20 protein-coding genes are annotated in these 23,873 nt (G+C 68.3%); 7 read left to right on the forward strand and 13 right to left on the reverse strand.

What is annotated here, in order from left to right; translation table 11 throughout:
- Positions 1–149: 149 nt before the first annotated feature.
- The gene (locus ACZ63D_RS33215) at positions 150–302 is read right to left on the reverse strand and encodes a hypothetical protein (RefSeq protein ID WP_100266685.1); all 153 of its coding nucleotides are present in this window, start codon (positions 300–302) and stop codon (positions 150–152) included.
- Positions 303–385: 83 nt separating this feature from the next.
- On the opposite strand from ACZ63D_RS33215, the gene ACZ63D_RS33220 reads away from it, so the two are divergent.
- Positions 386–865 (forward strand): GNAT family N-acetyltransferase, encoded by a 480-nt coding sequence (locus ACZ63D_RS33220; protein WP_465358277.1) that lies wholly within the window; start codon positions 386–388, stop codon positions 863–865.
- On the opposite strand, the gene ACZ63D_RS33225 is transcribed toward ACZ63D_RS33220, so the two are convergent.
- From ACZ63D_RS33225 to ACZ63D_RS33245, 5 genes are all read right to left on the reverse strand, one after another.
- Positions 858–1,343: an MmpS family transport accessory protein gene (locus ACZ63D_RS33225; RefSeq protein ID WP_465358278.1), complete on the reverse strand. Its 486-nt coding sequence runs from the start codon at positions 1,341–1,343 to the stop codon at positions 858–860. The two genes, ACZ63D_RS33220 and ACZ63D_RS33225, sit on opposite strands and share 8 nt — an antisense overlap.
- Positions 1,344–1,407: 64 nt before the next feature.
- The gene (locus ACZ63D_RS33230; protein ID WP_182894656.1) at positions 1,408–1,641 is read right to left on the reverse strand and encodes a hypothetical protein; all 234 of its coding nucleotides are present in this window, start codon (positions 1,639–1,641) and stop codon (positions 1,408–1,410) included.
- An 18-nt stretch (positions 1,642–1,659) separates the two neighbouring features.
- Positions 1,660–2,046, reverse strand: coding sequence for a hypothetical protein (locus ACZ63D_RS33235; RefSeq protein ID WP_465358279.1), 387 nt, complete (start codon positions 2,044–2,046; stop codon positions 1,660–1,662).
- 42 nt (positions 2,047–2,088) lie between these two features.
- On the reverse strand, positions 2,089–3,849 hold the full coding sequence (locus ACZ63D_RS33240) for a hypothetical protein (RefSeq protein ID WP_465358280.1): 1,761 nt from the start codon (positions 3,847–3,849) through the stop codon (positions 2,089–2,091).
- A 60-nt stretch (positions 3,850–3,909) separates the two neighbouring features.
- Positions 3,910–5,772, reverse strand: coding sequence for a hypothetical protein (locus tag ACZ63D_RS33245; RefSeq protein ID WP_465358281.1), 1,863 nt, complete (start codon positions 5,770–5,772; stop codon positions 3,910–3,912).
- A gap of 618 nt (positions 5,773–6,390) precedes the next feature.
- Between ACZ63D_RS33245 and ACZ63D_RS33250 the strand changes: the two genes are divergently transcribed.
- Genes ACZ63D_RS33250 through ACZ63D_RS33265 form a run of 4 tightly spaced genes read left to right on the forward strand, consistent with a single transcriptional unit; the run spans position 6,391 to position 9,985 of the window.
- On the forward strand, positions 6,391–6,972 hold the full coding sequence (locus ACZ63D_RS33250) for a YbaB/EbfC family nucleoid-associated protein (RefSeq protein WP_465358282.1): 582 nt from the start codon (positions 6,391–6,393) through the stop codon (positions 6,970–6,972).
- Positions 6,969–7,304 carry a type VII secretion target gene (locus tag ACZ63D_RS33255; protein ID WP_344270069.1) on the forward strand — a complete coding sequence of 112 codons (336 nt, stop codon included), beginning with the start codon at positions 6,969–6,971 and terminating at the stop codon, positions 7,302–7,304. Before ACZ63D_RS33250 ends, ACZ63D_RS33255 begins: the two co-directional genes overlap by 4 nt.
- A 13-nt stretch (positions 7,305–7,317) precedes the next feature.
- Complete coding sequence (locus ACZ63D_RS33260; protein ID WP_465358283.1) at positions 7,318–8,475, forward strand: hypothetical protein; 1,158 nt, start codon at positions 7,318–7,320, stop codon at positions 8,473–8,475.
- A 4-nt stretch (positions 8,476–8,479) separates the two neighbouring features.
- Positions 8,480–9,985, forward strand: a complete 1,506-nt coding sequence (locus ACZ63D_RS33265) for a hypothetical protein (protein ID WP_465358284.1) — start codon at positions 8,480–8,482, stop codon at positions 9,983–9,985.
- 180 nt (positions 9,986–10,165) lie between these two features.
- On the opposite strand, the gene ACZ63D_RS33270 is transcribed toward ACZ63D_RS33265, so the two are convergent.
- The 3 genes from ACZ63D_RS33270 to rpoB all read right to left on the reverse strand — a co-directional run bounded on the left by ACZ63D_RS33270 (position 10,166) and on the right by rpoB (position 18,438).
- Positions 10,166–10,804, reverse strand: coding sequence for a zinc ribbon domain-containing protein (locus ACZ63D_RS33270; protein ID WP_465358285.1), 639 nt, complete (start codon positions 10,802–10,804; stop codon positions 10,166–10,168).
- A gap of 129 nt (positions 10,805–10,933) precedes the next feature.
- Positions 10,934–14,845 (reverse strand): DNA-directed RNA polymerase subunit beta', encoded by a 3,912-nt coding sequence (locus tag ACZ63D_RS33275; protein ID WP_465358286.1) that lies wholly within the window; start codon positions 14,843–14,845, stop codon positions 10,934–10,936.
- Between the two features lie 89 nt (positions 14,846–14,934).
- Positions 14,935–18,438 (reverse strand): DNA-directed RNA polymerase subunit beta, encoded by a 3,504-nt coding sequence (gene rpoB, locus ACZ63D_RS33280; protein ID WP_465358287.1) that lies wholly within the window; start codon positions 18,436–18,438, stop codon positions 14,935–14,937.
- A gap of 347 nt (positions 18,439–18,785) precedes the next feature.
- On the opposite strand from rpoB, the gene ACZ63D_RS33285 reads away from it, so the two are divergent.
- Positions 18,786–19,025 carry a hypothetical protein gene (locus tag ACZ63D_RS33285; protein WP_465358288.1) on the forward strand — a complete coding sequence of 80 codons (240 nt, stop codon included), beginning with the start codon at positions 18,786–18,788 and terminating at the stop codon, positions 19,023–19,025.
- A 111-nt stretch (positions 19,026–19,136) separates the two neighbouring features.
- The gene (aroQ, locus tag ACZ63D_RS33290; RefSeq protein WP_465358289.1) at positions 19,137–19,610 is read left to right on the forward strand and encodes a gamma subclass chorismate mutase AroQ; all 474 of its coding nucleotides are present in this window, start codon (positions 19,137–19,139) and stop codon (positions 19,608–19,610) included.
- 19 nt (positions 19,611–19,629) lie between these two features.
- On the opposite strand, the gene ACZ63D_RS33295 is transcribed toward aroQ, so the two are convergent.
- Genes ACZ63D_RS33295 through ACZ63D_RS33310 form a run of 4 tightly spaced genes read right to left on the reverse strand, consistent with a single transcriptional unit; the run spans position 19,630 to position 23,863 of the window.
- Positions 19,630–20,703 (reverse strand): hypothetical protein, encoded by a 1,074-nt coding sequence (locus tag ACZ63D_RS33295; RefSeq protein WP_465358290.1) that lies wholly within the window; start codon positions 20,701–20,703, stop codon positions 19,630–19,632.
- A 26-nt stretch (positions 20,704–20,729) separates the two neighbouring features.
- On the reverse strand, positions 20,730–21,338 hold the full coding sequence (locus ACZ63D_RS33300; protein WP_465358291.1) for a hypothetical protein: 609 nt from the start codon (positions 21,336–21,338) through the stop codon (positions 20,730–20,732).
- Between the two features lie 36 nt (positions 21,339–21,374).
- Entirely contained in the window at positions 21,375–22,637 is a 1,263-nt protein-coding gene (locus ACZ63D_RS33305) for an MCE family protein (protein WP_465358292.1), read from the reverse strand.
- A complete protein-coding gene (locus tag ACZ63D_RS33310) occupies positions 22,637–23,863 on the reverse strand; it encodes an MCE family protein (protein ID WP_465358476.1) in 1,227 nt (408 codons plus the stop codon). The genes ACZ63D_RS33305 and ACZ63D_RS33310 overlap by 1 nt, the downstream gene beginning before the upstream one ends.
- Positions 23,864–23,873: the final 10 nt, after the last annotated feature.

Raw genomic sequence — 23,873 nt, forward strand, 5'->3', positions numbered from 1 at the left:
ACGTACCCCCCCCCCCCCCCCCCCCCCCCCCCCCCCCCCCCCCCCCCCACCCCCCCCCCCGCCCCCCCCCCCCCCCCCCCCCCCCCCCCCCAGCCCCCCCCCCCCCCCCCCCCCCCCCCCCCCCCCCCCCCCCCCCCCCGGCCCGAGGGTCAGTCCTCGTCCGGCTTCGCGTGGTCGGGCTTGCCCGGGTTGGGGTCGCGCGACAGATCGATCAGCGGGTGCACTCCAGCCCCCTCCGGCGCGGCGTGGCTGCCGCCGGTCTTCTTGTCCCCCGGCTGGTCGACGTTCTGGCTGCCGTCCATGTCGCCTCCTCGTTCGGTTCCCCTGCCGTTCTGCACGGTACCTGCCGGGGAAATCGGTGGACGGGCTCCCCAAGATGAGGGACGTGGACTGGAAGATCAGCGAAATCCCGGCCGAACACCCGGAAGCCGCGGCGATCCTGCGCGAGTACATGGACGAGGTGGCGTCGCGGTATTACGGCCGTCCGGCCACGAGCGCCGAGGTGGACGCGGCGCTGGCCGACGAGCCCAGCGACGGCCTCTCCGCGCCGACCGGGGCGTTCCTGCTGGCCTACCGGGACGGGAAACCAGCCGGTTGTGTAGGAGTCCGGATGGTCGAGCCCGGCCTGAGCGCGTTGACGAAGGTGTACATCCGGCCGGAACATCGCGGGCACGGCGGCGGCAAGCTGATCGTCACGGCGGCCGAAGAGGCGGCGAAGCGGCTGGGCTCGGTCCGGATGCGGCTCGACACCCGGGACGATCTGGTCGAAGCACGCGCGCTGTACGCGTCGATGGGCTACGCGGAGGTCGAGGCGTTCAACGACGACCAGTACGCCGAGCACTGGTTCTCCAAAGACCTCAGCTAAGCCGTCCGGCGCAGCTGGCGACCTCGCCGTCCGCGGCTTTCGCGGACCGCGCCAGCACGCCGTTCACCGAGATCCGGCATTCGACCGGGCCGCTCGACTGGCCCATCAGCTGCACGGTCGGCGCGACGGCCGTCTTCGGCCAGGTCAGGGTCTTGCTCCAGGGCAAGGGCACGGAGAGCTCCTGGTGCACCAGGCCGAGGCCGTTGTCGTCGTAAACCACGGTGGCGGTGCCGGAACCGGCGAGTTCGTAGGTGATCTGCCAGCTGGACGGCGCGGGCGCGGCCGGCGCGGTGGACGTCGTCGGGGCCAGGGTGCGGGTCACGGTGCGGTCTGGGGCGCGCTGCGGCACCGAGGTGGCCGGCGCGGAGAAGGTGGCCGGGGCTGGCGTCGGGTCGTCGCCGAGGATCACTACTGCCGCGGCGACGGCGGCCACCGCGATCCCGGCGATCGCGAGCCGGCCGATCAGCTGTCTGTCCATGGTCCTTCTTTCCGGGACCGCCGGTGGTTCCCGGGGACGAGGGGAACCACCGGCGGGGTCGGGGTCAGCCGGGCAGGATCCGGCCGGGGACGCCGTTCAGCGACTGGATCAGGCCCAGCACGGGGACGCCCAGCGGGGCGAACGTCCAGATGTTGTTCAGGTTCGAAGTGTCCGGTTCGTCGACGACGGTGACCCCGGGCTGGTCCTGCGTGGCGGCCAGCGCGGGCGCGGCGGCGCCGAGCACCGCGGCTCCGGCGAGCGCGGTGGCGGCGACCGCGCGGACGACTGTCTTCTTCACGGGCTTCTCCTTCGGTACTCAGGAAATGGCGGTGATGGCGTTGAACACCGGCGCGAGAACTTGCGCCGGGGCTTGCGTGGTGGGGCCGAGCAGGCTGCCCGCGTCGAGGCCGGGGACGACCCAGACGGACGGGCTGCCGCCGGTCGAGGCGCCCGGGAGGCCAGGCAGGCCTGGGGTGGGCAGGGACGGCAGCGAGGGCAGGCCGCCGGTCGGCAAAGAAGGCAGGCCACCGGTCGGCAGCGACGGCAGCCCACCCGTCGGCAAAGAAGGCAGGCCACCGGTCGGCAGGCCAGCGGCCTGACCTGCGGCGGACGGGGTGACGGCATCGGCCACTCCCCCGGCGAATCCGGCGAACGCCCCGGCCGCGGCAAGCGGCAGCAGGATCCGGACGGCAGTGCGTTTCATCAGGGTCTTCCTTTCTTCGGGGTTCTTCGGGGAACTAGGTGCTCAGCGGAGCGCGCCGCTGATCGGGACGATGGTTCCGTCGGGGATCCACTGCCCGGCGTAGTCGCGCGCGGCCTGCATGCCGGGCGCGTGCGGTTCGTTCGGGTACATCGGCATCGCGTTGACCTGCGCGGCCGCGAACAGCTGCACCTCGCCGTTCACCGCTGTCCACTGTGGACCGAGCCAGGTCCGGAAACCGCCAAGCGACGGGCTTTCTCCGCCGAAGCTGTTGCCGACGGCCACCGCGTAACTGACCGCGAGCTGGTCGCGCGGGTCGAAGCGCAGTGGCAGGGCCGCGCTGGCCACGGCGTTCACGATCGGCCCATTGAGCAGCCACGGCGCGAGGTACAGGCCGAACTGGTGGGTCGGCTTGAGCCGCTGCGATTCGGCGGCGCGGCTCATCGCGAGGTATCCGTCGCTCCAGCCGGAGACGACCACTAGCGCGGTGTCCGCCGCGGCGTCCGGGCGCACCGGCAGGCCGACGCGAGCGGCCGTGTCACGCACGAGTCGCGCGGCTTGGCTGCCCCGCGGCGACCGGTCCTCGACCAGCGTGATCGCCGACGGCTTCCGTGACGCGAGGAATTCGACCAGCTTCACCAGCGAACCGCGATCTTCCGGGGACAACGCCTCCGCCGGGCAGCTAGTCAGCACCTCGCGTTTCTCCGCCACCAGACCGCCGAGTGCGGCTTCCGCGCATTCCGGCGCGTCGGCGTCCGACACCGCGGGGCCTGCCTCGGTGCCCGCGTCGACGTCGACCGTGGCGGTCGCATCGCCCTTGTGCACGACGAGAGTGCTGCGTCCGGGCGGAAGTTCGACCTCGGCCCAGCTGCCTTCCGCACCGGCCCGGGCCGCCGCGGTGGTCACGATCCCGCCTTCGACGCCAGCGGACAGGTCCGTGCCCGCGCTCGCCGGGAAGTGCACGAGGTTGCGTCCGGGCCGGTGCGGGCTGACCAGTACCGGCACGGTCGCACCGCCAACGGTCGCGTCCGAAAGCAGCGGCACTCCGGGCACGGGCAGCGGTGCAGGCTGCGGCACGGCGGCGAGCGCGCTCCACGCAACGAAACCAAGCGCCACACCAGCGACGCCGTAGCGATATCCACGTAGGGAAGCGTTGCGAGACAACAAGATTGCCGACACTACGGTGACCGCCGCGGGCAGCAGGACCACCACGATCAGCGCGAGACCGAAGAGCGTTTCGTACAGCCGTCGGTCGAAGGCGACCCCGGAGACGCCGAGCTGCACGACGCCCGCGAGCGTCAACAGTCCGGCGAGACTGACCGACAGCGGACCGACGCGCAACGGCGTCGACCGCCACTCTTCGACCGGCACCCACGCCGACAGCAGCGTCACGCCAAACCACAGTGCGGCCGCAGCGACGTACACGGTGTCGATGGCGAAGGAGATCCCTGTGCCGTCGACAGAGGTTTCCAACACCACGAGCACGACAAGCGCGAGCGAAGCCCAACGGCCCGCCGAGGGCCACCGCAGCAGCACCGGCACTGCCAACGCGAGCACGACGTGCACGATCAGCGCGACGAGGTTGACGTCGACCGTCGCCGCCGAGACCGCGGCCAGCACCGCCGACCCGACGCCCAGCGCGCCAGTGGTGAGCCACAGCTTGCGCGGCAGCGGACCGACCAGCGGACGCAGAATCCCGGTGCCGGCGAGGAAGGCCGTCGCCAGCAGCAGTATCAGCCGCAGCACCAGCGCGGCACTGTCCACACCGGACGATCCGGTAGCGACCGGAGTGACGTGGTGATCCATGGAGACCTTCTTCGGAGAAGATCCCGGCGCGCGGACGGGCGTCCGCGCGCCGGGAAGGGGTTACTTCACGTTCTGGTCGGCGACCACGAACAGCTCGGAGTGCGGCTTGGCGTTGCCGAAGTCCCCGTGCGGCCACGACTTCCGGTTGAAGTTGATGCCCACCTGGCCGGTGAACTCGTCGCGGAAGTTCTGATCGACCGCGACCTTCCCGTCCGGCGACAGGTTCAGCAGGTTGACCTTGTGGTCACCGTCCAAACCGGACCGGGCGACGAAGTAGTTCGACACCGCGATGTGCTGCGGCTGCGTGGTTTCGTGGTAGAAACCGTCCTGGCCGAGCGCGAAGTTGTCGTACGCGCCCCAGTGCGGGCCCGCCCCGGGCACGCCCGGGTTGATCGGCGCGGAGCCGACGACGGTCGGCAGGTCTCCCCCGCCGCCCTGCTGCGCCTTCTCCTTGGTGTCGACGCGGCCCTTGATGTCCTCGACCTTGTCGCCCGCCGCGACCAGCTTCTGGATGTCGAGCACGTAGACGCCGCCGGTGGTGCCGGGGTCGTCGGGGCCGAGCGCACCCTTCTGCCTGCCCTGCACCGCGTGGTACAGGAACCGGTCGTCCGGGCTGGTCTGCAGCCAGCCGCCGTTGGAGCTCGCCCCGTTGGAGTCGTTCTGCGAGTAGATCGGCTTGCCCGCGGTGCCGTCGTCGAACACCTCGATCCAGTGCGGATCCTTCGCCGTGATGTCCGGCGTGTAGAAGATCGCGCCGCCCTGCATCGTCTCGGCGAAAGCGCCCTTGTGGCCGGGCAGGTTCGTCACCGTGGTCTCCATGACCGCGCGGCTTTCCGCATGCAGCGGGTCCGCCGGGTTCGCCCGAGGCCCGTCCTGCAGGTAGGACACCGCTTTCAGCTTCGGGTGGTTGCGGTCGGAGATGTCCCAGGTGCGGATCGTCGGACGGCGCAGATACGGCGACGGCTGCTTTACCGGGTCGAGAATGATGTTGCGCGGTTCGGCGTAGTCACTGGTGACGAGGGTGTTGAGGTCCTCGCGCGCTTGGACGCCGTGCGGGTTCGCGCAGGACGGTTTGCCCAGCTGAGGCAGGTTGTCGCACAGCTTCGCGTTGTCGCCCTGCGGAGTCGCCGCCGGATTCTGCGACAGCACTTGGGCGTTCTGGTCGAAGTGCACGACCTCGCCCGGACTGCCGGCGAAACCGTTGCCGATCTGGGTAGAACCGTCCTGGTACGCGTACGGACCGGGCACGACCGGGCCGCCCATGTACGTGCCGTACGCGGTGCCGTCCTTCAACACCCAGTACGCGTCAGGCACAGAACCGCCGAGCGTCTGCGTCGGCAAGCTGATGCCCTTGAGTTTCAGCTGGGGCAACGCACTCACGTCGAATGCGTACGTCGCCGCGGCGAACAACGCACCGGCGTAGATCGTGTCGCCCTTGTGCCACACGTATTGCATGTGGTGCGGCTCGTTTTCGACGAGCGGCCCGACGGTCGCGGTGTTCACCACCTTGCCGTACGTCGGCGAACCCTGCGTCGCGTCGATCACCGCGAGGAAATCGGGGCCAGGCAAGGCGTTCTTGATTTTGCCGAGACCGCCGCCGAGCGAACCCGGCAGATTTTTGACGTCCTTCACCGCGGTGTCGGCGATGTTCTCGTCGCCCGCCCAGACCAGCAGCCATTTCTTCGGCGTGCCGTCCGCGGAACGCGCTTGGGCGGCGAGGTCTTTGCTGACCAGGTGGTTCTGCACCCAGTACTGCTTGCCGTCGGACGCGGTTTTGGCGTCGGTGACCACTTGGACGTCGGCGTAAGCGCTAGTGCTGGACCCGGTGTAGGTCACCGCACCGATCGCGAGCGCGGCCGCGCCGGCGACGGTCAGCGCTTTCCGCCATCGGGGCGGGGCGCCCGAGGAGGAGCTGAATGGCATTGTGTCTCCCTGTTCGTATTCCCGTGAAGCGCCCGCGAAGGCACTTCCTTCCCCGTTCTTCGGGCAGCGCGAAAACACCCGGAACCGGGAAAGCGTTCATCCCGCGAGGCAGCAGAAACCCGTTGCGGGGCAAGAGAAATCAACCAGCCGGATGCGGCCGGGAGAAAAGGTCAGGAATCCCTACACAGCGCACTGGCCTGCTGGCGCAGATCCACGTGCAGACGCCACACCAGGGCAACCGGAAAGGACATGCGCGAAATACTCTGGCGAACCGCACGCACTGTCAATGCGGTGATCAATCGTGAGAACATCGACCGAAGGGGTGAATATCCCACGAACTGGGCCGACTTGCCCGAGCCTCTCGACCCGGCCGCCGAAAGCCGCGGCGCTGACCTGCGATGCTCCGTTCGGCCCACACTATGTTCGCCGCTTCGGCCGCCAGGACCGGTCCGTTCGCCCGTTATGTTCGTTACCTTTTCGTGACCAATCTTCGGGAACTCTCGCCTTGGCCCCGCGATGAATCACCCATGCCGGATTCGCCGACCCTGCGGCGCGAACCTGACAGAAGCGGCATAATCCGCACATCACGTGAGGGACCAGGGGAAGGGGTGACCGTCGGTGTCGGCAGAGATGGAACGACTCGTCGCGGAGTTCGACAAGTTCCAGACGAAGCTCAAGCAGGCCGAAGCGCAGTTCGCGAAAGTCGGCGACATGCAGGAGGAGCTGAACGCGCTCGAGGCCGAAGTGATGTCGCCGGACCGGGCGGTCACCGTCGTCGCGGGCCCGAGCGGATCCATCAAAGACCTCCGGCTCACCCCGGACGCGCTCCGGCAGCAGCCCGACCAGCTGGCGACCTCGATCCTGGCGACCCTGCACAAGGCCGTCGCCGAATCCGCTCGCAAGCAGGCCGGGATCGTCGACGAGCACGTAGGCACAGCCTTCGGGCTGAACGTGTCCGATCAGGTTCTGGAAGCTCAGGCAGCTGGTTTGGGAACCACTGTCGAAGAACTGAAGTCCAATCTGCCGGAGGAGCAGCCGCAGCAAGCAGCACCGGCCCGGGACGACGAGGACTTCGCGAACCACGATCTGCTTCGCGACGGCAACCGGGCGACTCCGGCACCCCCGCCGGCGCCGCCTTCGGCTTCGGCGGGCGACCAGTTCCTCAAGAACTTGTTCGACGACGAAGAGGGGTACCGATGAGCCCGACGAACGGCGGCCACAAGGTCGACACCGCCGCGATCACGAAGTACGCCACCGGCCTCGATCACTACACGGGAGAGGCGGCCAAGTTCGGCGACCTCGTGAACCAGGCCGACGTCACCGACCGGTCGTGGGGATTGATCGGGCTGGCGGTCAAGCAGACCTATACGAGCAAACTCGACGAGCTCAAGCAGTTGCTGGAGCTGATGAAGACCGGGGTCGGCGCGTTCCAGGGCAAGCTCAATCAGGCCGCGAGCATCTACGACGGCCATGAAAAGGACACCGTGATGACCTTCGGCAAGTTCAAGGCCGACATCGACGGACCGCTCTGAGCAAGGGGGAAGCATGGGGCAGGACAGCGTCGCCGACGGCGTCAAGAACAATCTCAAAGGCTACGACGACAGCTTCTTGAAGAATGTCGGCGACACCGTCAAGAAGGCGCCGGTCGTCGGCAAGGGCGCCGAAACCATCGAAAACGCCTACAAGAAGTTCGGCTCCGCGAAGGACGTCGGTGATGTCGCCGCGGCGAGCGGGCAGTTGCTGCAGGACGGCGCAGGCTTCGTGGCAGGCGCGACCTTGGACATGGCCAGCTTCGCGCTCGACCCGGTGGGCTGGCTGGTCAGCAACGGCCTCAACATGCTCCTCGAGCTGGTTCAGCCTCTCCAGGACGGGCTGCACATGGTGACCGGAGACGGCCCCGCGCTCAAGACGGCCTCCGGCAACTTCGTCACGATCGGCAAGGGCTTCGTCACCCTGGCCGAGGAGTTCGTCCAGGTCGGGGACGAAGCGCTCAAGGATTGGGAAGGCGAAGGAGGCGGGGCGGCCAAGAAGGCGCTGGCCGAGTTCGCACAGGGCATCGAGGGCATCGGCTCCGCTGCCGGCGCGGTCGCCGACACGCTGCAGATGTGGTCGATGGTCATGACCGTCATCGAAGAGGTCGTCAAGGCCATCATTTCGGAGCTGGTCAGCTGGCTCATCTACATCTGGCTGCCGGCGCTGGCCGCTTCGATCGTGAGCTTCGGCTCGTCGGTCGCGGGGGCGATGGCGGCATCGGTCGCGAAGGCGGCGAGCGCACTCGGCAAAATCACCAAGCATCTCGGCAAGCTCGGCAAGCTGCTCGACAAGTTCATGGGCTTCCTGATGAAGTGGAGCGACGATCTGGTCAAGCAGGGTTCGAAGCTCACGAAGGCGGGCAAGGTCGGCATGACTCCCGGCCAGGAGAAGGCGATCACCGGCGCTCTGGCCAAGGACCTGAACGCACAGGGCGCCGCGTACGGGCAGGCGGCGAAAGACGTGTTCACGAGCGTGCCGCGCAAGGTCTTCGACGAAACCGTCAAAGAAACGACCGGGATCACCCCTGGCGACCTGTCGAAGGGCTCGGCGTACACCGGCAAGGCCGCCTACAAGGGGACGAACAAAACAATCGACTATCTCAAGCGCGAGCATCCCGGGAACGGCCAAAGCTCCGAGGAAACCCGCGAAGATCTCGACATGGGCCAGTAAGCGGATGGCGGATCTGCTCGGTCCCTGGCTCGTCGTCGGCGGTTACGCGCTCTCCTTCGGCCTGCTGTGGCTCGCGAACTGGCTCGAGGTGCGCCGTTCGACCAGGGCCGCAGTCTGCTACGCGCTCTCCGGGATCGCGTTTTCGCTCACGAGCCTTTACTGGCTGTCAGCCGGCACGGCCAGTTCGGTCCCGCTGTTCGCGTGGATCGCCTTCCCGCTCGTCGTCACCGCGTTGATCTCGTGGCGGGGCTGGCATCAACGAAGCTGGATCAAACGTCTCGATTCGGCCGGAGAACCGACCTTCGGTTTCCTGCCGCACAACGGCCGCGCGGTGGCGCTCGACCATCCCGATCCCTGGCCTCGGCGAATCACTGTCGAGTTCACGCACCAAGGCCACCGGCTGCTCGGCATGGAGTACTCGACCCAATCGCCCATCCGGAACGAGACCTTCGAACACCTCGGAAAAGTGTCCGAAGAGCTCGATTCGATCAACGCGGTTGTCGAACTGCGCGTCCCTCAGGTGCCCGCTCTCATGATCTCGCCGAACACGCGGGCGTTCGAGCCAGACTTCTTCACCCCCCTGGAGGACGCCCGGATCGTCCGCAACCAGTTCGGCTGGCTGAGGCCGGATACGACGCTGCACAGTTTCACCGTCGACCCCGAATTCGACCGCCGGTTCTCCGTCTCTACGTCGGACCCGGAGTTCGCCGCGGCGGTGCTCACCGGCGAATGCCGCGAACTGATCATGAACGACCTGTGGTTCCGCGTCCATCAAGTGGCGTTCCGCGGAAACGCTTTGTGGACCACGGACACCGGCGGCCTCACCGAGGACCGGATGTTCGGCAACTCCCGCCGCCTCGCGATGCTGGCGGCCGCCGTTCCGGCGCCAGTATGGGAAGTATGGGGTGGGGACCGGGATTTCCACGACGTCGTCACCCGGTCCGACACGAGTTACGACGCCTGGTTCGGCAAGCGCCGCGGCTTGATCCGCACGCCGGTGAACCGCCGCCGCGAAGCCGCCGACCGGCAGCCGGTGACGTCGATTTCGCTGACCATGCGATCGTTGCTCGCGCTCGGTCTGCTGGCCATCGGGATCGGCCCCGCGGTCAACGCATCAGCGGCGATGACCGGGCTGGCTTCCCACGTCCAGCTCACGGTCACCACGATAAGCGAGGGCGGCACCCAGCGTTGCTTCAGCACCGCCGGCGATTACCGCTGCATCACCGACCAGCCCAGCGTGCGGGGAACGGTCAACCAGGACGGCACCACTCGTCAGATCACCGTCGGCTGGGTCGGCGATCTGCCCCGGAGGGGCGACACAGTCGAGGTCTCGCTGGGACCATTGTGGGGAGACATCGCCTACCAGGCTGACCGGCCGTCGTCCGCCTCGACCGATTTGCTGATGGCCTTGGTCTGGCTCATTCCGGGTTTGTACCTCGCAAAGCGCACGTACCTGCCCCGCCCGCCCCGGCGGATCCGCAAGATGCGCGAGACTCTCGCGACTGTTTAGCCACCAAGGCGAAAGCCCCCGTCGGGAGTTCCGGCAGGGGCTTTTCGCTCAGCTACGTCTCCTGGAACGAGGCCGCCGACAACCACGAGTCCATGGTCGGCAACGCCTTCGCACGCCATTGAACCGCGGGCGCGACGCCGCGACCGGCAGCCGGTGCGGAACCCTCGTCAGGATCTGGCCTCAGAGCCGGTGCCCGCACTCCGCGCAGAACACCGCGCCCGCCTTCGACTCCTTGCCGCATTCTCCACAATGGACAGTCGGGGCCAGTGAACTCCCGCAGCCGGTGCAGAATTTCCCGCCGTCCACCTTCAACCCGCAGTCCGGGCAGGTGAGTTTCGCGCGAGTGCCCAGATCCAAGTCCTTGGTCCAGTTCTTCTCGCGCGCCTTGTCCCAGATCTGGTCCTTCTGCGCCGCCGCCTGTGCTCGCGAGATTTCCTCCGCCACGCTTGGCGAACACCGCAGGCACTGGCCGATTTCCTCGTTCCAGCACTGGTCCGCGCACATCCAGTCGCCGCAGTCCCGGCACTGCCGGAAGCGCGGGGTGATCTCCTCGACGGCCGCGGTCAGTGCGCGGTCCTTCGCCGACGAGTTCGTCGCTCGGTCGTACTTCCACTGGTCCGCGGAGCTGCTCAACTGCTGCAGCGTCCCGCCGAAGAACGAGCCCACCGCGCGCAGCATGCTGCGCCCCGTCTCCATCGCGTCCCGCTGGAACGCCGAGCGGTACCCGTTCCCGCAGCGCTCGCAGCGGAACTCGAACTGGTAGCCCTGGGCGTTGGAGAGATCCGAGAAGTTGTCCGTGAACGGCACGACATCAGCCACGCGCGCGAATTTAAGCCATCGCGGCGACGGCCAGGACGATACAAGTACCGTCTCCGGACCCGCTACGCACCGCGACGAAAAAGCCCCCGGTCACGAGGACCGGGGGCTTTTCGTTCAGCTGCGCGAGGTTCAGCGGAAGTCGCGACCGAAGTCGTAGTCGTCCAGCGGAACCGCGGCGCCGGTGCCCGAACCGAACACGTCCGGGGTGTAGTAACCGTCGTCGTAGGACGGGATCGCGTACGCCGCGACCCGCGCCTCCTCGGTCGGCTGCACCTGGATGTTCCGGTACTTGTTGATGCCCGTACCGGCCGGGATGAGCTTACCGATGATGACGTTCTCCTTGAGGCCCACGAGCTTGTCGCTGCGGCCGTTGATGGCCGCGTCGGTCAGGACTCGCGTGGTCTCCTGGAACGAGGCCGCCGACAGCCACGAGTCCGTGGTCAGCGACGCCTTCGTGATGCCCATCAGCACCGGACGTCCCGAAGCCGGCTCGCCGCCCTCGGCGACCGCGGCCCGGTTCGTCGCCTCGAACTTCGTCCGCTCGGGCAGCTCGCCCGGCAGGAAGTCCGTGGCACCGGAGTCGATGATCGTCACGCGGCGCAGCATCTGCCGCACGATGACCTCGATGTGCTTGTCGTGGATCGACACACCCTGCGCCCGGTACACCTTCTGGACCTCGTCCGTGAGGTGCATCTGCGCTTCGCGCGGGCCCATGACGCGCAGGACCTCGTGCGGGTCCGGCGTGCCCTCGAGCAGCTGCTGTCCGACGTGCACGTGGTCGCCGTCGCCCAGCGGACCGTTCGGGGTGTTCGCGAGCCGCTGCCGCTTGGACAGCTTGTCGAAGACGATCTCCTCCGACCCGTCGTCCGGGATCAGGGTGATCTTCCAGAACCGCTCGCTCTCCTCGATCCGCACGCGGCCGTCGACGTCCGCGATCGGAGCCTTGCCCTTCGGCACCCGAGCCTCGAAAAGCTCGGTGACACGGGGCAGACCGGTCGTGATGTCGTCACCGGCGACACCACCCTGGTGGAACGTACGCATCGTCAGCTGCGTGCCCGGCTCACCGATCGACTGGGCGGCGACGATGCCGACCGCTTCGCCGACGTCGACGAGCTGGCCCGTCGCCATCGAACGGCCGTAGCAGGTCGCGCAGACCCCGACCGCCGACTCGCAGGTCAGCACCGAGCGGACCTTGACCTTCGAGATGCCGCTGGAGAGCAGCTTCTCGATGGCCGGGTCGCCGATGTCGTCGCCCGCGTTCAGCACGACGTTGCCCTTGGGGTCCACCGCGTCCGTCGCGAGGTTCCGCGCGTACACCGAGGTCTCGACGTGCTGGTCGCGCACGATCTTGCCGTCGCCGAGGTCCTCGCCGATCGGCATCATGATGCCGCGCGTGGTGCCGCAGTCGATCTCGCGGACGATGACGTCCTGCGAGACGTCCACCAGACGACGGGTCAGGTAACCCGAGTCGGCGGTACGCAGCGCCGTGTCCGCCAGACCCTTCCGGGCGCCGTGCGTGGCGATGAAGTACTCCGCCACCGACAGGCCTTCACGGAAGTTCGCCTTGATCGGACGCGGGATGTACTCGCCCTTCGGGTTCGACACCAGACCACGCATACCGGCCAGCGAACGGACCTGCGTCATGTTGCCGGCGGCGCCCGACTTCACGATCATGGCGATCGGGTTGTCGTCCGGCAGCGCCGTCTCCATGATCTTGTGGACCTCTTCGGTCGCCTGCGTCCACACCTTGACGAGCTCGTTGTTGCGCTCGGCGTGGGACAGCTGACCGCGCTGGTAGCGCTTCTCGACCTGGTCGGCCTTGCCCTCGTACTCGTCGAGAATGGCCTTCTTGCCGACCGGGGTCAGCACGTCCGAGATCGCGACCGTGACGCCCGAGCGGGTCGCCCAGTAGAAACCGGCGTCCTTGAGCTTGTCCAGCGTCTGCGCGACCTGCGTCATCGAGTACCGCTCGGCGAGGTCGTTCACGATGGCCGCCTGCCGCTTCTTCGGCATCGGCTCGTTGATGAACGGGTAGTCCGCCGGCAGCAGGTCGTTGAACAGCACGCGGCCCAGCGTCGTCTCGGCCAGCCACGGCTTGCCCGGCTCCCAGCCCTTTTCCGCGAGCGCCGCCTCGTCGGCCTTCGCCGGCTGGCGGTCGGTGACGCGGATCTTGACCGGCGCGTGCAGGCTCAGCGCCTTGCGGTCGAACGCCATGATCGCCTCGGCGGGCGAGGAGTACGCGTTGCCCGCGCCCTCGGCGTTCTCGTTCAGCCGGGTCAGGTGGAACAGACCGGTGACCATGTCCAGACGCGGCATGGCGAGCGGACGGCCCGACGCCGGCGACAGGATGTTGTTCGCCGACAGCATCAGGATCCGGGCCTCGGCCTGCGCCTCGGCCGACAGCGGCAGGTGCACCGCCATCTGGTCGCCGTCGAAGTCCGCGTTGAACGCTTCACAGACCAGCGGGTGCAGCTGGATCGCCTTGCCCTCGACCAGCTGCGGTTCGAAGGCCTGGATGCCCAGCCGGTGCAGGGTCGGCGCACGGTTCAGCATCACCGGGTGGCCGGTGATGACCTCTTCGAGCACGTCCCACACCTGCGGCCGCGACCGCTCCACCATCCGCTTGGCGGACTTGATGTTCTGCGCGTGGTTCAGGTCGACCAGCCGCTTCATGACGAACGGCTTGAACAGCTCGAGCGCCATGTCCTTCGGCAGACCGCACTGGTGCAGCTTGAGCTGCGGGCCGACGATGATGACCGAACGGCCCGAGTAGTCGACGCGCTTGCCGAGCAGGTTCTGGCGGAACCGGCCCTGCTTGCCCTTCAACAGGTCGGACAGCGACTTCAACGGCCGGTTGCCCGGGCCGGTGACCGGACGACCGCGGCGGCCGTTGTCGAACAGCGCGTCGACGGCCTCCTGCAGCATCCGCTTCTCGTTGTTGACGATGATCTCGGGCGCGCCGAGGTCGATCAGCCGCTTGAGCCGGTTGTTCCGGTTGATCACGCGGCGGTACAGGTCGTTCAGGTCCGACGTGGCGAAGCGGCCACCGTCGAGCTGCACCATCGGGCGCAGGTCCGGCGGGATGACCGGGACGGCGTCGAGCACCATGCCGCGCGGGTCGTTGCCGGTCGCCTGGAACGCGGCGACGACCTTGAGCCGCTTGAGCGCGCGGAGCTTCTTCTGCCCCTTGCCGTTGCGGATGGTGTCGCGCAGGTTCTCGGCCTCCGCGGCGACGTCGAACTCGGTCGCCAGCTTCTGGATCGCCTCCGCGCCCATGCCGCCGGTGAAGTACTCGCCGTACCGGTCGATCAGCTCGCGGTAGAGCAGCTCGTCGGCGATCAGCTGACGCGGCTCGAGCTTGGTGAAGGTCGTCCAGACCTCCTCGAGACGGTCCAGCTCGCGACCGGCGCGGTCGCGGATCTGGCGCATCTCGCGCTCGCCGCCCTCCTTGACCTTGCGGCGCACGTCGGACTTCGCGCCCTCCGCCTCCAGCTCGGCCAGGTCGGCTTCCAGCTTCTGCGCACGGGCCTCGATGTCCGCGTCGCGCTTGGTCTCGAGGTTCTTGCGCTCGACGCCGATCTCGTTCTCGAGGGTCGGCAGGTCGTTGTGCCGCAGCTCGGTGTTCACGCCGGTGATCACGTAGGCCGCGAAGTAGATGATCTTCTCGAGGTCCTTGGGCGCCAGGTCCAGCAGGTAGCCCAGGCGCGACGGAACGCCCTTGAAGTACCAGATGTGGGTGACCGGCGCGGCCAGCTCGATGTGGCCCATCCGCTCACGGCGCACCTTGGCGCGAGTGACCTCGACGCCGCAGCGCTCGCAGATGATGCCCTTGAACCGGACGCGCTTGTACTTGCCGCAGTAGCACTCCCAGTCCCGGGTCGGGCCGAAGATCTTCTCGCAGAAGAGCCCGTCCTTCTCCGGCTTGAGGGTCCGGTAGTTGATGGTCTCCGGCTTCTTGACCTCGCCGAAGGACCACTGACGGATGTCGTCAGCAGTGGCCAGGCCAATGCGGAGCTCATCGAAGAAGTTGACGTCCAGCACGTCTAAGTCCCCTTGGGGTTGTTTCGGCTAGAGAGGGGTCGGCGGTGGAGCCGGGATCCGCGGGAGGCAGATCCCGGCTCGACACCGAATCAGTGCACGACGTCGTCCACCGAGGGCGACTCGTTGCGGGACAGGTTGATGCCGAGGTTCGCCGCCGCGCGCTCGAGGTCCTCGTCGTCGGAGTCGCGCATCTCGATCGCCGCGCCGTCGCTGGAGAGCACCTCGACGTTGAGGCACAGCGACTGGAGCTCCTTGAGGAGCACCTTGAACGACTCCGGGATGCCCGGCTCGGGGATGTTCTCCCCCTTCACGATCGCCTCGTACACCTTGACGCGGCCGACCACGTCGTCCGACTTGATCGTGAGCAGTTCCTGCAGCGTGTAAGCCGCGCCGTAGGCCTGCATCGCCCAGCACTCCATCTCGCCGAAGCGCTGGCCGCCGAACTGCGCCTTACCGCCCAGCGGCTGCTGGGTGATCATCGAGTACGGGCCGGTGGAGCGGGCGTGGATCTTGTCGTCGACCAGGTGGTGCAGTTTCAGGATGTACATGTAGCCGACCGACACCGGGTACGGGTACGGCTCGCCGGAGCGGCCGTCGAACAGCGTGGCCTTGCCGTTCTCCTTGACCATGCGCTCGCCGTCGCGGTTCGGCTTGGTCGCCCCGAGCAGACCAGTGAGCTCCTCTTCCTTCGCGCCGTCGAACACCGGGGTGGCGGTGTTCGTGCCGGGCGCGACGTCGTAGAGCTCCGGCGAAAGGTTCTTCGCCCAGTCCGGGTTGCCCTCGATCGTCCAGCCCTGCGAGGCCAGCCAGCCGAGGTGCAGTTCGAGGATCTGGCCGATGTTCATCCGTCGCGGCACACCGTGGGTGTTCAGGATGATGTCGACCGGGGTGCCGTCCTCCATGAACGGCATGTCCTCGACCGGCAGGATCTTGCCGATGACACCCTTGTTGCCGTGCCGTCCGGCGAGCTTGTCGCCCGGCTGGATCTTGCGCTTCTGGGCCACGTAGACGCGGACCAGCTCGTTGACGCCCGGGGGCAGCTCGTCGTCGTCCTCGCGGGAGAACACCCGGATGCCGATGACCTTGCCGGTCTCGCCGTGCGGCACCTTGAGCGAGGTGTCGCGGACCTCGCGCGCCTTCTCGCCGAAGATCGCGCGGAGCAGGCGCTCCTCCGGGGTCAGCTCGGTCTCGCCCTTCGGCGTGACCTTGCCGACCAGGATGTCGCCGTCGCGGACCTCGGCGCCGATGCGGATGATGCCGCGCTCGTCGAGGTCGGCCAGCACCTCTTCGGAGACGTTCGGGATGTCCCGGGTGATCTCCTCGGCGCCCAGCTTGGTGTCGCGGGCGTCGATCTCGTGCTCCTCGATGTGGATCGACGTCAGCACGTCGTCCTGCACCAGGCGCTCGGAGAGGATGATCGCGTCCTCGTAGTTGTGGCCCTCCCACGGCATGACCGCGACGAGGAGGTTCTTGCCGAGCGCCATCTCACCGTTCTCGGTGGACGGGCCGTCGGCGATGACCTGGCCCTGCTCGACCCGGTCGCCCTCGTTGACGATCGGCCGGTGGTTGAAGCACGTGCCGTGGTTGGAGCGGCGGAACTTGTACAGTCCGTAGCTCTTCCGCGTGCCGTCGTCGTGCATGATCGTGATGATGTCCGCGGACAGCTCCTCGACCACGCCGGCCTGCTCGGCGACCAGCACGTCCCCGGCGTCGACCGCGGCGCGCAGCTCCACGCCGGTGCCCACGTACGGAGCCTGGTTGCGCAGCAGCGGAACAGCCTGCCGCTGCATGTTCGCGCCCATCAGCGCGCGGTTCGCGTCGTCGTGCTCCAGGAACGGGATCATCGCGGTGGCGACGGAGACCATCTGCCGCGGCGACACGTCCATGTAGTCGATCTCGAGCGGGTCGATCAGCTCGACCTCGCCGCCCTTGCGGCGGCCGAGGACCTTGGACTCGACGAAGTGCCCGTCGTCGGTCAGCGGCGCGTTGGCCTGCGCCTTGACGTAACGGTCTTCCTCGTCCGCGGTCAGGTAGTCGACCTGGTCGGTGACCTGGCCCTCGACGACCTTGCGGTACGGCGTCTCGATGAAGCCGAACGGGTTGACCCGCGCGTAGGAGCACAGCGAGCCGATCAGGCCGATGTTCGGGCCTTCCGGCGTCTCGATCGGGCACATCCGGCCGTAGTGCGACGGGTGGACGTCCCGGACCTCCATGCCGGCGCGCTCACGGGACAGACCGCCCGGGCCCAGCGCCGACAGGCGGCGCTTGTGGGTCAGACCCGACAGCGGGTTGTTCTGGTCCATGAACTGCGACAGCTGCGAGGTGCCGAAGAACTCCTTGATCGCCGCGCCGATCGGGCGGATGTTGATCAGGGTCTGCGGCGTGATCGCCTCGACGTCTTGGGTGGTCATGCGCTCGCGCACGACGCGCTCGGTGCGGGAGAGGCCGACCCGGATCTGGTTCTGGATCAGCTCGCCGACGGTGCGCAGGCGGCGGTTGCCGAAGTGGTCGATGTCGTCGGTCTCGACCGGCACCTCGACGCCGGCGGAGCTCGTCATCTTGTCCTCGCCGGCGTGCAGCCGGACCAGGTACTCGATGGCCGAGACGATGTCCTCTTCGGTCAGCGTGCCGGTCTCGTACGGGGTGTCGAGGCCGAGCTTCTTGTTGACCTTGTAGCGGCCGACCTTGGCCAGGTCGTAGCGCTTCGGCTTGAAGAACAGGTTCTCCAGCAGCGTCTGCGCGCTCTCCTTCGTGGGCGGTTCGCCCGGGCGCAGCTTGCGGTAGATGTCGAGCAGCGCCTCGTCGGTGCCCGCGGTGTGGTCCTTCTCGAGGGTGGCCAGCAGCGTCTCGGAGAACGAGAAGCGCTCGCGGATCGCCTCGGTGGACCAGCCCAGCGCCTTCAGCAGCACGGTGACCGGCTGGCGGCGCTTGCGGTCGATGCGGACGCCGACGGTGTCGCGCTTGTCCACGTCGAACTCGAGCCACGCGCCGCGGCTCGGGATCACGCGCACGCTGAAGACGTCCTTGTCGGTCGTCTTGTCGACACTGCTGTCGAAGTACACGCCCGGAGAACGCACCAGCTGGGACACGACGACCCGCTCGGTGCCGTTGATGATGAAGGTGCCCTTGTCGGTCATCACCGGGAAGTCGCCCAGGAAGACCGTCTGGCTCTTGATCTCGCCGGTGTTGTTGTTGACGAACTCGGCGGTGACGAACAGCGGGGCCGCGTACGTCATGTCCTTGTCCTTGCACTCCTCGATCGAGGCCTTGACCTCGTCGAAGCGCGGAGCGGAGAAGGACAGGGACATCGAGCCCGAGAAGTCCTCGATCGGAGAGATCTCGTTGAGGACCTCTTCCAGACCGCCGACCGGGTTTTCTTCGCCTTCGTTGACGCGGCGCTCGAACCACGCCTCGTGGCCGGTGAACCACTGGAACGACTGGATCTGGACGTCAAGCAGGTTCGGGGTGGAGAGTGGCTCGCGGATCTTCGCGAAGGAGACCCGCTTGGGCGCTCCGGGGATTCCCGTGGCCTGCGCGCGGGATTCAGCCGAGGTGGTCGCAGCAGTGGCCTGGTTCGCGGGAGAGACTGCCAAGATGCGTCCTTCCGGGGACAATGAGCGGTGAGCAGCCGCGATGGCAACAGCTGTCGCGGACTGTCAGGGGTGCCGTGTGCCCACTATCCTAACTACCGGCTCCGGGCAGCCTGAAAGAGGGCAGCGCAAAGAGGCAGTCTAGCCCGGATGGCGCGGTCTGTCCAGGGGGCACTCCAGACGGGGCCCAGCCTGCATCGCGTCACCTTCGGGCAGTGCGTCTCCCTGAGCCTCACTGCGTCCTTCGGCTCCCCGGTTCGCCCGGGTTTTCGCGCCCCTCCCGCAAGGTTCGCGTTCCCCGGCCGTGACCGTTGGCAGTAAGCGTGAACCCACGCGGCTTTGGAGTCAAGATGCCGCGCGGCGGTCCCGCCGGTTGGCGCAGCGTCGAAGCCGAACAGCGCAGGGTGACCGATCCGGCGCGCATCCCGGTTACCCCCGGGTACCAGGGGAACACCGCGCAGGTCGGCCGGGCGGCGGTGCAGGTGGGCGGCCCGGACGCGGTTTCGGCGGCGGTTCCGGCCCGGCGCGGCGGGCGCGGGATGGATCACATTCCGCGAGCGGTCGCGCGCCGAGCGTCAGGCTGGATTTAGGGGGACTTCGGGCAGTTCGGCCCCCGATTCCGGACGCTCGGGGGCGGCGGTTGGCAGCGGCCGGGTCCCGGTGATCAACTGGGCGGGGCCGAACTCCCGGAGGTGCGCACGATGCCGGAACCCGACGCGTCGCTTCCGGAACTGGTCCTGCGCAGGCTGGCGATCAGCGAACAGGTCGCCGCCGCGAAGTTCGGGGCCGGACGGCCGGTCGACGATCCCGTCCGCGAGCAGCGGGAGCTGGCCCGGGTCCGGGTTCTGGCCCGGGAGATCGGCCTCGACCCGGATCTCGCCGCCGGGTTTCTCAACGACCAGATCGCGGCGGGCAAGCAGGTGCAGCACCGGCTCTTCGCCCAGTGGACCGCGCGTCCTGGCGACCGGCCCGTCGGCGGCCCCGATCTGTCGGTGCTGCGCGCGGAATTGGACGGTCTCACGGTCGCTCTGCTGGATCGGCTGGCCGCGGCCGGGTCCGGACCCCTCCAGCCGCCGGAAATCGCGGACGAGCGGAAGCAGGAGCCGCTCCGCATCGCCTTTCGGACGCTGATACGGCGACGGCCCGCCCCCGGAGCTTCCGGGAACGGGCCGTGACGTCCGCTGCGGACAGCGCTTACTTCGACGGCGTAGCCGAGGCGGGCGCGGACGGCGCGGGCGCGCCCGCGGCCGGTGCGGCGGCCTTGTAGGTGTCCATGTCGATGATCTTCCAGGTGTTGCCCTGCAGCTGAGCGTCCACGTGCATCTGCGCCGTGCCGGCGGCGGTCTGCTTGGTGTCCGCGCGCGTCGACGTCTGGTCGATGAACAGCATCACCCGGGCCAGATCGCCGTTCAGCCGGATCACCGCGCTGCGGGTGACCTTGCAGGTCACGACCACCTTCTGCTGCGGCGCGAGCTTCTTGACCTGGCCCATCAGCGCGTTGTAGCTCGTCTTGACCTGGTCGGTCGCGAGCAGCTGATTGGCCGCGTCCTCGGTCTTCTTGATGTTGTTGAAGTCGTAGGAGAACAGCGTCTCGACGGCCTTCGAGACCTGGTCCTTGACCTGCGCGGTCTTCGCCACGTCGAGCACCGCGCGGTTGCTCGTCGAATCGGCCGCGTCCGAGCCCTTCACCTGGAAGATGACCGCCGCGGCCACCAGCGCCAGTCCGACCACCAGCAGCAGTGCGACCCGCACAGTGTTGCGGCTGACCACGGATCGCTGCGCCGGAACCGCGGCGACCTCGTCGTCTTGCGTCCGCGCCTTGGTCTCGGCTTCCTCGACGTCCGAGGGCTTCTCCGCGCCGGTGTCGCGCTTCTTTCGCCGCGGGCTCGGCTTGGCCGGTGCCTCCTCGACCGTCTCGCCGGTGAGCGCGTCGACCTCGTCGGCCGGAGCTTCCTTGGCGGCCTCGGAAACCTCGGCTTCCGGCTCCGCGGCCTCGACGGTGTCCACTTCGGCCGCGGTCTCCGCGACCTCGACGGGCTCAGGCTCGGATGGCTCGGGTTCGGCCGGGCGCGCCAGCCCGCCGCGGGGAATCCGCAGCTCCTGGGTCACCTCGGCCGGATCCGCGTCGGGGAGCGGCCGCGGCCGGGGGCGCGGCTTGGGCGAGGCCGCCGGCGCCGCCGGGTCCGACGGCTTGCGCAGCCCGGCGACCTTCGGCCGGCGGGCCGGTGGCGTGCTGCTGCGCGGTGGCTGGCGACGGGAGGGGGGCACTGCGGAACTCCGATCTGCGGGTGAAGCTACTGGCCGGCGGCGACGAGCGGCACTTGGTCGATCCCAGACAGCTTCCACGAGCCGTCGACCCGCGTCATCTGGACTTCGAGCCGCAGCGCCTTGGTGGCCTGCTTGCCGCCGGCCGAGGTGTCCGTGCTGATCGCGGCCAGGAAGCTGGCCTTGCCGTCGTGGTCGTTGAGCTCCTCGACCGCGATGTCCTGGATCGTGGTGGTGACCTTGACCTTCTGGTCGGTCAGCGCCTTCGAGTAGTTCGGCTGGGCCTGCGCGATCTGCTTGGCCATGTCGTCGCTGGAGACTTCCTTCTGCTTCTGGAAGTACGCGTCGAGGTTCTGGTAGTCGACCTGGGTGTAGGCCAGCACCGCGGCGGTGCCGTCCTTGAGCACGTCGTCGCGCGCCGAGGCCAGGTCCCGGTCGCCGTCCAGCTCCGCGACCAGCCACATGATCCCGAACACGATCGCCACCACCAGCGCGGCGAGAGCGAACGCCCCGGACCCGAACAGCCAGGCGCGCGGCGATCCGGGAAGCGTCCACTTTTCCTTCGCCACCCCCGCCGTCGCCGGTTCGGGCGTATCAGCGGTCGCCTCTTCCTCGGCGACCGCGTGCTCGGCACTCATAACACTCCAGAGTAGGTAACAGTCATCAAATCCCGGTCAGCCGACCCCGAGCAGCGCGCCGAGGCTGTTCAGCGAGACCCCGGGGCTGCCGACGACGCCGGGCACCTGCGCGTCGCGCATCTCCTGCAACTCCTGCGCGGGCCGGTTCTGGTTGGCCGCGATGTCCTGCTGCGACGGCTGCACCGGCACGCCGTTGTAGGGCGCGTTCTGGGAACCCCGGACGTTGATCGGGCTGCCCTTCGGCTCGGCGCAGTAGGCCTTGTCGTCCGCGGGCCGGACCGAGGTGTCCGAACCCGGCCGGTACTGGCTGTAGGGCAGGTAGCCCTTCGTGCACGACGGCGGGTTGAACAGGTTGAGCACGAGGCCGAGGTGCGCGGTGCCGTCGCCGGGAGCCACCGACGGCGCGGCGGCCGCCAGCGCCGGATAGGTCACCAAGCCCTGTTCAATGCCGTCCAGCCGGGTCACGGTCAGGTTGGCCGTGGTCAGCAGGTTCGCGGTCAGCGCGCCGAGTCCGGGCCCGGTCTCCCGGACGACCTGGCTGATCTGGGTCGCCACCTGCGGGGTGACGCCGATCAGCTTGCGCAGGTCGCCGTCGGAGTTCTTGAGCGTCCCGCTGAGCTGGTTGAGGCTCTTGGAGAAGGACGCGAAGTTCGACGCCTCGTCGTTCTGCGTGTCCAGCACCTTGCCGCCGGCCTGCAACAGCTGCACGGTCTGTGGCAGGTATTGCTGTGCGGTGGTGGTGAAGCTGCGCGCGGTGTCCATCAGCTGTTGCAGGTCGCCGCCGGTGCCGCGGAACGCGTCGTAGGACTCGTCGACGACCTTCCGCAGCGCGTCGGTCGGCACCGAGGCCGACAGCGAGTCGAGGTCGCCGAGGAGCCGATCGGTGCTGACCGGGGTGGTCGTGCGCGCGGCCGGGATCACCGAACCGCTCGCCAGGTACGGGCCCTGGTCGTTTTTCGGCCGCAGGTCGACGTACTGCTCGCCGACCGCGGACCGGTTGGCGACGACCGCGTCGAGGTCGGCGGGCACGCGCGGGGCCGACGGGTCGATGTTCAGGTCCGCTTCGAGCCCGGTCTGGGTCAGCCGCAGCTGCCCGACCCGGCCGACGTTGAAGCCGCGGTAGGTCACCTCGGCGTTGGTGAAGATCCCGCCGGATTCGTTGAGCTGCAGCTTGACCGTGTAGCCGCTGCTGCCGAACACCGTGCCGAGGCCGGCGAACCGGATCAGCGCGTACACGATGGCCACGACCGAGATGATCGCGAAGACCACCAGCTGGATTTTCGTCCTGCGCAGCAACATCAGCCAGCACCTCCGGAAAGCACTCCGAACAGGCCGGACAACCCGCTCTGCGACGGCTGTCCGCCGCCCTGGCCGCCGGTCGAGGACGGAGCCTGCTGCTGTTGCTGCTGCGCCGGCTGGCTGCCCGGGAACGACAACGGCGGCGGCTGGTTCGCCGGCGTGCCCTCGACGCCGCCGGTCAGCCCTGGCGCGGGAATGAGTCCGTTGAGCCCGTTCTGCCTGCTGCGGCCGAGGTTGTCGATGACGTCCTTGAGGTTCAGGTCGACCTTGGCGAACAGGTTGAAGTAATCGCCCTTGACGTCGTTGTAGGCCTGGTCGGTGAACGGATAGGTCAGCAGGATCTCCAGCGCCTTCGGCAGGTCGCTGCCCGCCTCGCCGAGCTTCTGCAGCGTCGGCGTGAGCGCCTTGAGGTCGGCCACCAGGTCCGCCTTGCTCTTGTTCACCGTGTCGGTCGCGACGCCGGAAAGGTTGTTGAGCGCGTTCAGCATGGTCACCAGCTGGCCGCGCTGCTGCTCCAGCACCCCGAGCCCGGGCCCGAGGTTGTCGACCGCGCCGACCAGCTTGTCCTTCTGGTCCCGCAGGGTCATCGACAGCCGGTTGAGGCCGTCGAGCGCACGGGTGATGTTGGCCGACTGGTTGTCGAGGTTGGTGACCAGCTCGTTCGCGTTGTTCAGCAGCGCCTTGATGTCCGGCTCGCGGCCGGCGGTGGCGTTGTTGAGCTCCTTGGTGATCGTGTTGAGCTGGTCGACGCCGCCGCCGTTGAGCAGCAGGGACAGCGCGCCGAGCACCTCCTCGACCTGGACGTCGCGGCCGGTGCGCGCGAGCGGGATGGTCGCCCCGTTCGCCAGCTGCCCGGTCGCCTCGGTTCCGCCCGGCGAAGCCAGTTCGACGTACTTCTCGCCGAGCAGGCTCGACTGCTTCACGTTGGCCATCGCGTTGGCCGGAAGCTTGACGTCGCCGTTGACCTCGACGGTCACCTCGGCGTGCCAGCCGTCCGGCGTCAGCCCGATCGACTTGACCTGCCCGACCGGCACCTCGTTGACCTTCACCCCGGACTGCGGGACGAGGTCGAGCACGTCCTTGAACTGGATCTTGAGCGTGTACGGGTGGCTGCCGAGGTCGGCCCCGCCGGGCAGCGGGACGTCGTAGACGCCGTTGAACGCGCAGCCGCTCAGCACGAGCGCGGTCACCGTGGCGAGCGCCCCGCCCGCGGCGAACTTCGTCAGTCGCTTCACG

Source organism: Amycolatopsis sp. NPDC104775, assembly GCF_055583325.1.

Excerpts from the sequence above, each read along its gene's own strand:
- ACZ63D_RS33215 (WP_100266685.1), bottom strand. The coding sequence starts at position 302 with ATGGACGGCAGCCAGAACGTCGACCAGCCGGGGGACAAGAAGACCGGC.
- ACZ63D_RS33225 (WP_465358278.1), bottom strand. The coding sequence starts at position 1,343 with ATGGACAGACAGCTGATCGGCCGGCTCGCGATCGCCGGGATCGCGGTG.
- ACZ63D_RS33235 (WP_465358279.1), bottom strand. The coding sequence starts at position 2,046 with ATGAAACGCACTGCCGTCCGGATCCTGCTGCCGCTTGCCGCGGCCGGG.
- ACZ63D_RS33240 (WP_465358280.1), bottom strand. The coding sequence starts at position 3,849 with ATGGATCACCACGTCACTCCGGTCGCTACCGGATCGTCCGGTGTGGAC.
- ACZ63D_RS33245 (WP_465358281.1), bottom strand. The coding sequence starts at position 5,772 with ATGCCATTCAGCTCCTCCTCGGGCGCCCCGCCCCGATGGCGGAAAGCG.
- ACZ63D_RS33255 (WP_344270069.1), top strand. The coding sequence starts at position 6,969 with ATGAGCCCGACGAACGGCGGCCACAAGGTCGACACCGCCGCGATCACG.
- ACZ63D_RS33260 (WP_465358283.1), top strand. The coding sequence starts at position 7,318 with ATGGGGCAGGACAGCGTCGCCGACGGCGTCAAGAACAATCTCAAAGGC.
- ACZ63D_RS33265 (WP_465358284.1), top strand. The coding sequence starts at position 8,480 with ATGGCGGATCTGCTCGGTCCCTGGCTCGTCGTCGGCGGTTACGCGCTC.
- ACZ63D_RS33285 (WP_465358288.1), top strand. The coding sequence starts at position 18,786 with ATGCCGCGCGGCGGTCCCGCCGGTTGGCGCAGCGTCGAAGCCGAACAG.
- aroQ (WP_465358289.1), top strand. The coding sequence starts at position 19,137 with ATGCCGGAACCCGACGCGTCGCTTCCGGAACTGGTCCTGCGCAGGCTG.
- ACZ63D_RS33300 (WP_465358291.1), bottom strand. The coding sequence starts at position 21,338 with ATGAGTGCCGAGCACGCGGTCGCCGAGGAAGAGGCGACCGCTGATACG.
- ACZ63D_RS33305 (WP_465358292.1), bottom strand. The coding sequence starts at position 22,637 with ATGTTGCTGCGCAGGACGAAAATCCAGCTGGTGGTCTTCGCGATCATC.